This window comes from Xenorhabdus japonica, assembly GCF_900115195.1.
GTDB lineage: Bacteria > Pseudomonadota > Gammaproteobacteria > Enterobacterales > Enterobacteriaceae > Xenorhabdus > Xenorhabdus japonica.
This window is the reverse complement of sequence record NZ_FOVO01000037.1, coordinates 17341-30834: the sequence shown is the minus strand read 5'-3', so window position 1 is coordinate 30834 and position 13494 is coordinate 17341. Positions and strand designations below refer to the sequence as shown.

At 45.1% G+C, this 13494-nt stretch carries 9 protein-coding genes and 4 tRNA genes; 4 read left to right on the top strand and 9 right to left on the bottom strand.

Translation table 11 applies throughout. The annotated features are described in order from the left end of the window. The 5 genes from BM135_RS13170 to BM135_RS13150 all read right to left on the bottom strand — a co-directional run. A partial coding sequence (locus BM135_RS13170) for a GTP-binding protein (RefSeq protein WP_004249126.1) occupies nt 1-96 on the bottom strand: 96 nt, incomplete at its 3' end. A 106-nt stretch (nt 97-202) separates the two neighbouring features. Next, nucleotides 203-278: transfer RNA gene (locus BM135_RS13165), tRNA-Thr, on the bottom strand. Between the two features lie 6 nt (nt 279-284). After that, a tRNA-Gly gene (locus tag BM135_RS13160) sits at nt 285-359 on the bottom strand. A 98-nt stretch (nt 360-457) separates the two neighbouring features. After that, nucleotides 458-542 (bottom strand) — tRNA-Tyr (locus BM135_RS13155). 15 nt (nt 543-557) lie between these two features. After that, nucleotides 558-633, bottom strand: a tRNA-Thr gene (locus BM135_RS13150). A 417-nt stretch (nt 634-1050) separates the two neighbouring features. On the opposite strand from BM135_RS13150, the gene coaA reads away from it, so the two are divergent. Both coaA and metF read left to right on the top strand, forming a co-directional pair. Beyond that, entirely contained in the window at nt 1051-2001 is a 951-nt protein-coding gene (coaA, locus tag BM135_RS13145; protein WP_092520287.1) for a type I pantothenate kinase, read from the top strand. A 336-nt stretch (nt 2002-2337) separates the two neighbouring features. Further along, nucleotides 2338-3228, top strand: a complete 891-nt coding sequence (gene metF, locus BM135_RS13140) for a methylenetetrahydrofolate reductase (RefSeq protein ID WP_092520279.1) — start codon at nt 2338-2340, stop codon at nt 3226-3228. Nucleotides 3229-3398: 170 nt separating this feature from the next. On the opposite strand, the gene ppc is transcribed toward metF, so the two are convergent. The 3 genes from ppc to metB form a co-directional block, all read right to left on the bottom strand. Continuing rightward, on the bottom strand, nt 3399-6035 hold the full coding sequence (gene ppc / locus BM135_RS13135; RefSeq protein ID WP_139204109.1) for a phosphoenolpyruvate carboxylase: 2637 nt from the start codon (nt 6033-6035) through the stop codon (nt 3399-3401). 444 nt (nt 6036-6479) lie between these two features. Continuing rightward, on the bottom strand, nt 6480-8915 hold the full coding sequence (locus BM135_RS13130; RefSeq protein WP_092520275.1) for a bifunctional aspartate kinase/homoserine dehydrogenase II: 2436 nt from the start codon (nt 8913-8915) through the stop codon (nt 6480-6482). A gap of 9 nt (nt 8916-8924) precedes the next feature. Next, nucleotides 8925-10085 (bottom strand): cystathionine gamma-synthase, encoded by a 1161-nt coding sequence (gene metB / locus BM135_RS13125; protein WP_092520273.1) that lies wholly within the window; start codon nt 10083-10085, stop codon nt 8925-8927. Nucleotides 10086-10376: 291 nt separating this feature from the next. Between metB and metJ the strand changes: the two genes are divergently transcribed. Continuing rightward, nucleotides 10377-10694, top strand: a complete 318-nt coding sequence (metJ, locus tag BM135_RS13120) for a met regulon transcriptional regulator MetJ (RefSeq protein ID WP_092520271.1) — start codon at nt 10377-10379, stop codon at nt 10692-10694. 100 nt (nt 10695-10794) lie between these two features. Here the strand turns inward: metJ and rpmE are convergent, their stop codons facing one another. Beyond that, nucleotides 10795-11010 (bottom strand): 50S ribosomal protein L31, encoded by a 216-nt coding sequence (gene rpmE / locus BM135_RS13115; RefSeq protein WP_092520269.1) that lies wholly within the window; start codon nt 11008-11010, stop codon nt 10795-10797. Nucleotides 11011-11247: 237 nt separating this feature from the next. On the opposite strand from rpmE, the gene priA reads away from it, so the two are divergent. Continuing rightward, nucleotides 11248-13446: a primosomal protein N' gene (priA, locus tag BM135_RS13110; RefSeq protein ID WP_092520267.1), complete on the top strand. Its 2199-nt coding sequence runs from the start codon at nt 11248-11250 to the stop codon at nt 13444-13446. The last annotated feature ends 48 nt before the right edge of the window (nt 13447-13494 follow it).

Genomic DNA, 13494 nt, shown 5'->3' with positions numbered 1-13494 from the left:
GATTGCAGCAGTCAGGGTAGTTTTACCGTGGTCAACGTGGCCGATAGTACCAACGTTAACGTGCGGTTTTGAACGTTCAAACTTTTCTTTAGACATTAGGTTGTCCCTCTAAAACACGGAATCGGTGGTTTCACCACATCAACCAAGCAATTGCTTGTGAGATATTTACAGGAAGAAAATCAGGAGGCAAGAACAGGGGAAGTGGTGCTGATAGGCAGATTCGAACTGCCGACCTCACCCTTACCAAGGGTGTGCTCTACCAACTGAGCTATATCAGCACATCTTGGAGCGGGCAGCGGGAATCGAACCCGCATCATCAGCTTGGAAGGCTGAGGTAATAGCCATTATACGATGCCCGCGTGAACTCGGCTACCTGACTTTAATCAGCTGTATATTGCATCTCAAGTGTCTTCTGGAGTATAACTCGAGCAGAACACTCAAGATTAAAACTGGTTAATGGTGGTGGGGGAAGGATTCGAACCTTCGAAGTCTGTGACGGCAGATTTACAGTCTGCTCCCTTTGGCCGCTCGGGAACCCCACCTTTCCAAATTTTTAATGGTGCCGGCACCAAGAGTCGAACTCGGGACCTACTGATTACAAGTCAGTTGCTCTACCAACTGAGCTATGCCGGCATCAAGTGCTGCGCATTCTAGGTAGAGTTGACCCATGATGCAACAAAAAAATTGCTTTTTTTGTTCTTTCGCTCATAAAACAGTCATTTTTAATGGTGTTGATGTTTTTTTCAATACTTTCAGCTTAAATATCCAACAAAAACTTCTATGCAGAAAGAATCAACATAGACATTTACCAATGATTTTTTGAAAAGTATTTGCATAATCCTAACCCTCTCCTTTTAAAAGGACGATCCAAACAACCACAGATATAGTGCATTTTTAAAATTTTTTGTATTTCCCATCAAAAAAATTACTAAAATCATAAAAAAGTCTACGCCTACGATAACGCAACCGATATGATGAGATTTATTTTTTGTCGGATACGGGTGTTCTCAACAACCTGTCCAACCTGCATAAACAGGCAGATGTTGGCTTATGAATAAGAAAGAATCTTTTTTGACGACTCCATATTTACAATTTGATCGTGAACATTGGGCAACATTGCGTGATTCTGTGCCTTTAACACTAACAGAAGAAGAAGTTGCTGCTTTAAAAGGGATTAATGAAGAAATCTCCATAGATGAAGTGATTGAAATCTATCTTCCATTGTCACGCCTACTCAATTTTTATATTAGCTCCAATTTACGGCGGCAAGCTGTTCTTGAGCAGTTTCTGGGAACAGATGAACAAAAAATACCTTATGTTATAGGTATCGCAGGCAGTGTTGCTGTCGGGAAAAGTACAACCGCACGCTTATTACAGGCATTATTAAGCCGTTGGCCAGAACATCGCCGTGTTAAGTTAGTAACAACAGACGGTTTTTTGCACTCTAACAATGTATTAAATGAACGTGGTTTAATGAAAAAAAAGGGATTCCCTGAGTCCTATGATATGCGCAGCTTAGTTAAATTCGTCGCCGACATAAAATCAGGCGCAGAAGAAGTCACTGCGCCAATATATTCTCACCTAAGCTATGACATTGTTCCTAATGAACAAATTATTATCGAAAAACCGGATATCCTTATCCTTGAAGGTTTAAACGTATTACAAAGTGGCATGGATTATCCACATGAGCCACATCATGTATTTGTTTCTGATTTTGTTGATTTTTCTATTTATGTTGATGCATCAGAAAAATTACTCGAGCAATGGTACGTCGGTCGTTTTCTTAAGTTTCGGCAAGGTGCTTTTTCCGATCCTGATTCTTACTTCCACAACTACTCTAAGCTAACGACAGAAGAAGCAATAAAAATAGCATCGAATATTTGGCGGGAAATTAACGGATTAAACTTGCAGCAAAACATTTTACCAACGAGAGAACGAGCTAGCTTGATTATGACAAAAGGAATCAATCACACGATTGAAAGCGTCAGATTAAGAAAATAAAGCAAAAGCCGGAAATATTTCCGGCTCAGACCGCGGACAAACCTCGTTGAAAATAACGGGGTTGTTTCTTTCTTTATAATGTTTCCTTCCTTATAAATAGTATTCAATCCAAATTTGTGGCAGTTTTTCACTTAAACAATTTCAAATTCAAACCATATTTCTTCAACATGAATTTCTTTCTTGATCATTTTGAATATTCCTCATTGGGAATAAGCCATTTATTGATTGACTAAAAATCCCGCTTAACCCATTCTATTTGGACATCTAAACGTATAGACACTTAAACATCTAAGGTTAAGCGGATAAAAATTCCGTTTGTTCATGAGGGCACAGGGTATGAGTTTTTTTCACGCTAATCAGCGAGAAGCGCTGAATCAGAATTTAGCTGAACTTGAAGGGCAATTTCGTGTTTCCTTTGAATTCTTTCCACCCAGCACAGCTGAGATGGAACAAACCCTGTGGAAATCCATTGATCGTTTAAGCAAGCTGAAACCTAAATTTGTTTCCGTCACCTATGGTGCTAACTCTGGCGAGCGTAATCGCACCCATAGCATCATCAAAGGCATTAAAGAAAAAACTGGCCTTGATGCAGCCCCACACCTGACTTGCATTGATGCCAGCCGTGAAGAACTGCGCAACATTGCCCATGATTATTGGCAAAATGGTATTCGTCATATCGTGGCATTGCGTGGCGATTTACCGACTAATTGTTGTAGTAAGCCAGAAATGTATGGTGCTGATTTAGTTGAGCTATTAAAAGAAGAGGCGGATTTTGATATTTCCGTTGCTGCTTACCCAGAAGTCCATCCAGAAGCGAAAAGCGCTCAAGCAGATCTGATTAACCTGAAACACAAAATTGATGCCGGAGCCAATCGCGCCATTACCCAATTCTTTTTTGATGTGGAAAGTTATCTGCGTTTTCGTGATCGCTGTGTCTCAACAGGGATTGATGTGGAAATCGTGCCAGGAATTTTACCTGTCTCAAACTTCCGTCAGCTACAACGATTTGCCACAATAACTAACGTTCGTATTCCAAGTTGGATGACCAGAATGTTTGAAGGGCTGGATGATGATCCGGAAAGCCGAAGCTTAGTCGGTGCCTCTATTGCAATGGACATGGTAAAAATCCTCAGTCGCGAAGGTGTGAAAGATTTTCATTTTTATACCCTGAACCGAGCAGAGCTGAGTTATGCCATCTGCCATACTTTGGGAGTGCGCCCTTCCTGATTTATCCATTGCAATTTACTCATTACAATTTTTACAACCTTAGAAGCCGGGCTAGATGATAGTTTGGCGTTAATGTAGATAACGATTTCTTTAAGCAGATTAAAATGCAAAAAAGCCGAACAGTTTCCCATTCGGCTTTGATGATTTAGCAACATTTAAAAAACTAAAAACTATCCTGTATTGCGCATTCCTGCCGCAACACCGGCAATCGTCACCATCAACGCCTGTTCAAGATGTGGATCGGGATTGTCCTGCTGACGGGAGCGCTGTAATAATTCAGCCTGTAGCACGTTCAATGGATCGGTATACACGTTACGCAATGCGATAGATTCGGCGATCCACGGCAAATCTGCCATCAATTGCTCATCCTGTGCAATGGTCAGTACTGTTTTGATATCCTCCGCAAGCTGGTTACGCAATTGCACTCCGAGTGACCATAGTTTCAGTTCCACCAAACGCTGATCGTAGTATTCCGCCAACCATAAATCTGCTTTGGCAAACACCATCTCCAACATGGCAATGCGCGTATTGAAGAATGGCCAGTCACGACACATATCCGTTAAAACTGACAAGTTGCCTGCATCGATCACCCGTTGTAGCGCCGCGCCAGCGCCCAGCCATGCCGGAAGCATCAGCCGGTTTTGCGTCCATGCGAATATCCATGGGATCGCTCGCAAACTTTCGACACCCCCCGTCGGGCGGCGCTTAGCTGGTCGCGACCCCAAAGGCAGTCTTGCCAATTCTTGCTCAGGAGTTGCAGCCCGAAAATAAGGCACAAATTCCGGTTGCTCACGCACATAATCACGATACATATCACAAGAAACATCCGAGAGCGTATCCATAATCTGATGCCATTCTGGTTTTAGTTCCGGTGGGGGCAATAAGTTTGCTTCCAGAATCGCACTGGCATACAAGGCCAAACTACTGATCGTCACCTGCGGCAAGCCAAACTTAAAGCGGATCATTTCTCCTTGTTCCGTTACGCGCAACCCTCCTTTCAGGCTACCCGGTGGTTGGGAGAGCAAAGCCGAATGTGCAGGCGCACCACCACGACCAATCGAGCCACCACGTCCGTGGAACAGAGTCAGTGTCACGCCTTCTTGTTCACATACTTTGATTAACGCATCCTGCGCCCGATATTGCGCCCACGATGCCGCCATCACTCCCGCATCTTTGGCTGAATCAGAGTAACCAATCATCACCATCTGTTTGTCCTTAATCAGATCGCGATACCACTCAATTCCCAACAGTTGCCGAACCACACTCTCGGCATTGTTAAGGTCATCAAGGGTTTCGAACAACGGAGCGACCTGCAATGACAGTGGGCATCCCGCTTCCTTCAGTAACAATTTCACTGCCAAAACATCAGAAGGAACTTTTGCCATGGAAATAACATAAGCCGCAATCGCATCTTGTGGTGATTCAGCAATAACTTTACAGGTATCGAAAACCTCTTGCGTTTCTGCGCTTGGCTGCCAATCACGTGGGATCAGAGGACGTTTTGACTTCAATTCATGTAGCAGGAATGCTTGTTTTTCGCTTTCAGGCCAGCTCGCATAATCTCCCATTTCCAGATATTGCGTCAGTTCAGCAATCGCATCGGTATGTCGGGTGCTTTCCTGACGGATATCAATACGCACCAAAGACAAACCAAAGCAACGGATGCGACGCAAGGTATCCAGCAATTGACCATTTGCGATAATTTCCATGCCACACTCTTTCAGAGATTGATAGCAAGCATACAACGGTTGCCATAACTGTTCGTTATGCAGCAGTAAATCCGCTGGTGGCAAGGCTTGTTCACCTTTAAGACGTTTTTCCAGATAAGCCAGAGTGTGACCTAATTGCGTCCGCAGTTGCTTGGCAATCTCACGATAAGGTTCTAAAACCTGCTCTCCCCCCGCCATTTGGCGAAGTTCAGGCGTACACTCCGACATAGAGAGTTCAGAAACTAAAATCTGAATATCTTTCAGGAACAGATCTGCGGCTTTCCAACGACTAAGCAGCAAGACATGGCGGGTAATTTCGGCTGTAACGTTAGGATTACCATCACGATCTCCCCCCATCCAAGAGGTAAAGCGTACTGGTACAGCTTCCGCCGGCAGACTATAACCAATGGATTCTTCCAGTTGTTCATTGAATTCACGCAGGAATGCCGGCACACCCTCCCACAAACTATTCTCGACAACGGCAAAACCCCATTTTGCTTCATCAATTGGGGTTGGGCGAATTTTACGTATCTCATCAGTATGCCATGATTGGACAACCAACTGACGCAATCGGCGCATGATGTTATTGCGCTCATAATCTGCCAAATCGTCGTGATCAAGCTGTGCCAGACAACCATTAACTTCGACCAGTTTATGGATCAGGGTGCGGCGGGTAATTTCTGTCGGATGGGCGGTCAAAACTAATTCAATCGCCAGCTCATTGACTGCATTGACTAACTCATCATTGCTGAATTGTTTCTCTTTGAGTCGATTAAATAACGCTGCCAACGCTACTGGATTGCTTGCCGCTTCACCGTGTGGCGAAATGCTATGATATTGTTCAGCAACGTTAGTCAGATTTAAAAACTGGTTAAAAGCACGGGCGACAGGCAGTAATTCATCATTGGATAAATTTTCCAGTGTCGATAAAAGCTGCTGACGGTGAGTTTCGTTGCCTGCGCGGGATGATTTAGATAACTTTCTGATTGTCTCAACTTTATCAAGAATATCTTCTCCCAAAGCCTCTTTAATTGTATCGCCCAGCAACTTACCGAGCATACTGACATTACTTCGCATTGCGGAATATTGTTGATTCATATGGTTTCTGACCTTGTGTTGCTGTGTGTCATTCATTTCACCAGGGGACTGGTTCAATTGGCATTTACCCTATTTCTGTCTAGATATTTCATGTTTTGCTGTCGAGAATGTTCTTTTATTTATCTCTGACATTCTATTCATATCAGAAAACAAACAAATTGGGCGAATTTTATGAAATTCAATCTGGATTTCTTTTTTATAAGATGATCCGATTGCTTGCCTTGCTTGTACTCAATAAATTTCGTTTTTTTCAATAAAAGAAACGACGAAGGTACTTTTGATTGACTGAATGATGATATGAATTGGTAGTGCTAATTGAGTAAATAACGCTCTTTCTGTTATTGGCAGGGATAAGCCCTCATATCCCTGCCAAAATTTGTTCGAAAACTCAATCGATAGAAAAAATCTCCGTCTATAGAAATAACGGGCTATAGAAATAATGAGCTATAAAAGTTGCGACAAACGATTTAAATCTGATTGGATTGCCCCCGCCGTGACATCTCGTCCGGCTCCCGGCCCACGGATCACCAACGGATTGTCGCGATACCAGCGGCTCTCTATCGCAAAAACGTTATCTGCCGGCAGCAATGAGGCCAACGGATGATCACTACGCACCGCTTCCACACCAACTTTTGCCTTACCACTGGCATCAAAACGCGCAACATACCGCAGTACCATGCCCATTTCCTGGGCAGCTTCCAACCGTTGCAGCATCTGCGCATTAATGGCAGCACTGTTTTCAAAAAATTCTTCAGTGGAGCCGAACCGCGCTTCTTCCTGTACCAAAGACTCAACACGCACATGATTAGGCTCTATCTCATAACCGGCTTCTCGAGCCAGAATAACCAGCTTGCGCATCACATCCTGACCAGAAAGATCAATGCGTGGATCAGGTTCGGTCAACCCCTGCTGCCATGCTTGCTCTACTAGCTCACTGAAAGGCACGGAGCCATCGAACTGCAAAAATAGCCAAGATAATGTTCCAGAAAAAACCCCACTAATGGACAAGATAGTATCACCGCTTTCACGCAGATCTCTGACGGAATAATTAATCGGCAACCCCGCACCAACTGTGGCGTTGTATAACCAATGGCGGCCTGTTTTTGCAAAGGCATCTCGGATCGTGCGATATGTGTTGCTGTCGGAAGAGCCGGCAACTTTGTTGGCGCTGATAACATGGAAGCCATAACTGGCAAAATAGATGTACTCTGCGGCCAATTCTCCACTTGCTGTAACATCCAGTACGACCAGATCATCATAAGGATGAGCCCTCATCCATAAAAACAGAGCATCTTCTTCATGTTCAGTCGCTTCATCATTAAAGAATGCCAACGCCCGACTGGCATCAATACCCTGATAATTCAACAAACTCCGGCGGCTATCGACGATCCCCGCCAGAATAAATTCAAAATCGCTGCGAGCAGAAATATTCTTCTGTTCGCGAGCAAACAGCTCTAGCCAACGGGAACCAATATTTCCTTTGCCAAACAGCACCAAACCGATACGTTTTTCTGCCCGGAACAGGCTTTGGTGTAACCCCTGAATCAAATGCGACGTCTGATTCAAACGCAATACAGCAACAAGACTGATGCCATCTTCCGCATGCCAAATAAATTCAACAGGCTGATCTTTTAATTGTTGATAAAAACGATGACTATGTAGCGGGTTCTTGCATACGCCCGCACCAACCAAAGCCACCAGCGCCAAACCTTCACGCAAAGAAAGTTTGCCGGGTAAGGAAGCATCCTGCAAAACATCAAGGGCACTATTCACAACCTCAGAGGTATAGCAAAGCTGAATCAGGTTGCAATCTGCATGCAGCCCTGTTGCCAATGGCCGAACTTGAGTGCGCTTCAACAGAGAATCAATGTCTTTGTTGATTTGCTTGAAATCATGGGCGGAAGAAACATGCAATTCAATCAGGCAAACATCCTCATGGCTGGTAACGATTTTTGCCCCTGTCCCCGTAGCCAGCACCCGTTCAATACGGGTGGAGCCTTGTTCAGGCTGGTAACTGCAACGCAATTGCAGATCAATATCGCTGATGGAAACAGGCTGCAATGTGCGGGTATGAAGAACAGGTGCTGCCAAACGTGCCAATTCACTGGCTTCATCCAAACGCAGCAACGGCAGCAGGCAGGCATCTTTGACTTTACGCGGATCAGCACTGTAAACTCCGGCCACATCACTCCAAATCGTGACTTTTTTGGCTCCCGCCAAAGCCCCAACTTGGGTGGCAGAATAGTCGCTGCCATTGCGCCCCAACAATACCGTTTCACCATTCTGGTTACTGGAAATGAAACCGGTAACCACTAAACGCTTGTTGGAATTTTGGAGCAATAATTGGTCAAGCAGAGGCTGGGATAAACTGACATCAACTTGCGGCTGGGCAACACGCTCTGCTCTTAGGAATTTGCGCGCATCCAGCCATGCGCTGGAGATCCCCTGATGTTCAAGCACCGCAGCCATCAAACGGGCAGACCAAATTTCCCCATGACCAACCACTTCTGCGTATGTAATGTCTGTGATGGGTTTGTCCAACAATGCACTCAACCTTTCCAGATCAGCGATAAACATCGCACTCAGTTCTTCTGCAACGGCTTCGGGCAACAAACCACGGATCAACTCTTGCTGGTAGCGCCGCAGGGATTGCTGTATTTGATGCGCGGATATCCGGTCACTCTGACTCAATTTAAGCCAATCGATCAGCTGGTTGGTTGTACTCCCTGCCGCCGATACCACCATCAGATCGCCCGACTGGCTGTAGTTCGCCATAATTTCAGCAACCCGCTGATAACACTTCACATCGGCCAAACTGCTGCCGCCAAATTTATGTAACTGGCGGCCCGATTCCGCCCCCGCTGTTGCCAGTGTACTCATGATTAATGATTACCTCGTTGCTGCTGCCTGAAAAGCATTGTCCAGATCAGCAATTAAATCCTGACTATCTTCAATTCCTACAGAGACACGAAGAAGCGAATCCGTAATCCCTGCCTGAGCCCTTGCTTCTACTGACATTCCCGCGTGTGTCATTGTTGCGGTATGAGAAATCAACGATTCCACACCACCGAGAGATTCAGCCAAAGTAAATAATTTTAACGCAGATAAAAAACGACGTATGGCTTGTTCATCACCATCCAGTTCAAAACTTAGCATTGCCCCAAAACCTTGCTGTTGCTTAATGGCAATTTCATGCCCGGGATGGCTCTTCAATGCAGGGTAAAAGAGCTTTTTTACTTTGGGCTGCTGTTGTAGGTAATCCACTATGGCAACAGTATTATTTTGTTGGAGCAGCACACGGGCAGATAATGTACGAATACCACGCAGTAGCAGATAGCTGTCAAAAGCCGCTGCCGTCACTCCAATATTGTTCGCCCACCAAGCCAAATCTTCCACAATAACTGATTCCTTAGCGATAATTGCTCCCGCAATCAGATCAGAGTGCCCATTCAAATATTTTGTGCAGGAATGAACCACTAAATCAGCCCCTAAATTCAATGGCTTTTGCAGTACAGGACTCAAGAAAGTGTTATCGACGATAGCCAATGCTCCAACTTCATGAGCCAATCCACAAATGTATTGAATATCAACGATCCGCAACAAAGGATTGCTCGGTGTTTCAATCAACACCAGTTTAGGCTTTTTAGCTAATGCCTGTTTCAATGCCTGCTCATCTGACTGATCAACAAAAATCACATTATATGCACCACGTTTGCTCAGACTGTCAAAAAGACGGTAACTACCGCCATAACAATCATGGGGAGCCACCAATAAATCCCCTGGCTTCAGAAATACGGTACAAAGCAGATGAATAGCAGACATGCCACTGCTGGTCATGACTGCACCAGCCCCTCCTTCCAGTTCTGCCAAAACCTGTTGGACAATATCACGGCTAGGATTGCCTCGACGGGAGTAATCATGAGCCCTGGGTTCATTGAATCCTGTAAAATTGTAGGTACTGGAAAGATAGATAGGCGGAACAACACAACCATATTGTTCATCAATATTTGAGCCACTGTGAACCGCAACTGTCGCTTGCTTACATCCCATAACCTTTCCCCATCATCGTTATTATTGGCGTCACGCAAGGATAACGACTGGAAAGATAGACGTCAATACATCTAGACATCCAAAATGTTTTAAGCTTTAATATCACAATTCAATGAGTGTCATTACATTTATATGTCTTCTGGTTATATTTTATAAATTAGTGCGGATGGAGCGATATAGTCGATAAGTGAATTATGCTAGACTACTGCATTACCAATATGAAAACAGATTAGAAATCCCCTCCAACTTCTGATCTCAATTACTTGATTCAAAAACTATTTAAGGTATCTCATGGCTGAGTGGAATGGTGAGTATGTCAGCCCTTATGCTGAACATGGCAAAAAAAGTGAACAGGTCAAAAAAATTACAGTTTCAATTCCGCTGAAGGTATTGAAAATCCTGACTGATGAACGTACCCGCCGTCAGGTGAATAATCTGCGTCATGCAACAAACAGCGAATTGCTGTGTGAAGCTTTTCTCCATGCGTTCACTGGACAGCCTCTGCCTAATGATGACGATTTGCGCAAAGAGCGCCATGATGAAATCCCAGAAGCAGCGAAAATCATGATGCGTGAGCTCGGTATTGACCCTGAGACATGGGAATATTGATAACAAAACAAAAACGCCCGATGCAAAACATCGGGCGTTTTTGTTTACTATCTTTGTTTCAACTATCCGGCCTGTATTGATTACAGGCCGGAAAAAGTCATTACTTCTTAGCACCTGGTACGCTGAAACGTTTGTTAAAGCGATCAACACGACCACCAGTTGCAACATCACGCTGCTTACCGGTGTAGAATGGGTGACATGCACCACAAACGTCCAGGTTCAGGTTGTGACCTACAGTAGAGTTGATTTTGATTACATTACCGCAAGAACAAGATGCAGTAATTTCTTCGTATTTAGGATGGATACCTTCTTTCATGGGAAACCTCTGTTCAGGCCGTGTCGCTATCCAGCCTCGTAACCGCCAGACACCACACGTCGTGTTGATAATCGTGTTGATAAAAATAAGTTTCGGTAATTTCTATACCAAAGGCGGCGGATCATACAGAATATCTGTTTATTGCGCAATGAAATCCGCTGATTTGCTATGATACCCTTATCGCTATATTCTTTTGTACCTTTTCCATCTGGTCATTAATTATCCGGAAATCGCCTTATGACAGTTGTCCAGGTTGCATTGCCTGTCCCCCTCGCACGCTCGTTTGATTATCTATTGCCTACAGGATTACCTTTACCAGCTATCGGTGTTCGAGTGCTTGTGCCTTTTGGTAAACGGAATGCGATAGGTATCGTCACTGGTATCGCAGACAGCAGTGAATTCCCTCCTGAGCAACTTAAGTCTATTTCTAGCATTCTTGATACCCATTCCCTTTTTCCCTATGATCTCTGGCAATTGCTCCAGTGGGCAGCCAGCTATTATCACTATCCGCCGGGAGAAGTTTTGTTCCATGCCCTGCCGATCTTGTTGCGACAAGGAAAACCGGCAGAATTTTCTCCGCTCTGGCAATGGCAAGTTACCGAAGCCGGTCATGAACTTCCTCTTGCACAACTCAAGCGCTCCACCAAACAGCAGAAGGCTTTGGCTGCTTTGCGCCAGCATCCTATTTACCGCCACCAAGTTTCTGAACTGGAATTAAGTGAAAGTGCACTGCAATCACTGAAAAAGAAATCACTGATTGCTCTGCATCCCATCCAGCCGGAAGCTGAAAACTGGCATGCGCATTTTAAAACCATCGGTGAAAGGTTAAAACTCAATACAGAGCAAGCAACTGCGGTAGGAACTATCCGTGCAGAAGATCAAATCTTTTCTCCGTGGCTACTGGCAGGTATCACGGGATCAGGTAAAACTGAAGTCTATCTCAGTGTACTGGAGAATATTCTTGCGCAAGGCAAACAAGCACTAATTTTAGTACCAGAAATTGGCTTGACACCACAGACTATCCGTCGTTTCCGGGAACGTTTCAACGCGCCGATTGATGTTCTGCACTCAGCCTTGAATGACAGCGAACGGCTGACGGTTTGGCTGAGGGCGAAAAAAGGGGAAAATGCCATTGTCATCGGCACGCGATCTGCCTTGTTTACACCTTTTGCTCATCTGGGCGTTATCATTATTGATGAAGAACATGACAGTTCTTACAAACAGCAAGAGGGCTGGCGTTATCATGCCCGCGATCTAGCGGTGTTCCGTGCTAAAAAAGAGGGAACTCCGATCATTATGGGCACCGCTACTCCCGCACTGGAGACGCTATATAATGTACAACAGGGAAAATATCGCCAACTCACCTTAACCCAACGAGCAGGCAATGCCCAACCGGCAACTCAGCACTTATTGGACCTTAAAGGATTGCCATTAATTGTTGGATTATCACAACCGCTCATTAATCGCATCAGTGAACACCTCAAAGCTGACAATCAAATTATCCTGTTTCTGAACCGTCGTGGTTATTCCCCTGCCCTGCTCTGTCACGAATGTGGCTGGATAGCTGAATGCCAACGCTGTGATCACTATTACACCCTGCATCAAAATCATCGCCACCTGCGTTGCCATCACTGCGACAGCCAGCGCCCAATCCCACGCCAATGCCCGCAATGCGGCTCCACTAACTTAATTCCCGTTGGCTTGGGTACTGAGCAGCTTGAGAATGGCATTACAAAACTGTTCCCCAATATTCCGGTCACCCGCATCGACCGTGATACCACCAGCCGCAAAGGAGCACTGGAACAACAACTGGCTGAAGTACATCAAGGTGGAGCGCGTATTTTGATTGGCACTCAAATGTTGGCGAAAGGCCACCATTTCCCCGATGTTACACTGGTTGCTTTACTGGATGTCGATGGCGCCCTGTTTTCTGCTGACTTTCGGGCAGCAGAGCGTTTTGCCCAGCTATATACCCAAGTCTCCGGGCGTGCAGGACGAGCAGGAAAACGAGGAGAAGTTGTCCTCCAGACTCACCATCCTGAGCACCCACTTTTGCAAGTATTGTTAGAAAAAGGCTACGATGCCTTTGCCCGGCAAGCGATGGAAGAGCGTCAGCAGGTTCACCTGCCGCCTTTTGCCAGCCATATCCTGCTACGCTCAGAAGATCACGACAATCAGCAAGCTCCCGCATTTTTACAACAAATGCGCCAACTGTTTGAACATCATCCACAGCACGATGATCATTTATGGATCATGGGACCTGTCCCCGCGTTACAGGCCAAACGAGGTGGTCGTTATCGCTGGCAATTGATGATTCAACATCCTTCTCGTATTTTTTTACAAAAAATGATGGCTGAGATCTATCCCCAAATCGCAGCACTCCCGCAAGCACGTAAAGTAAAATGGAACATTGATGTTGATCCCACCGAAGGTTAATGACAGAAATAGAAAATTGCGCGTCATCGCAAAGCACCAAAGTTAGGC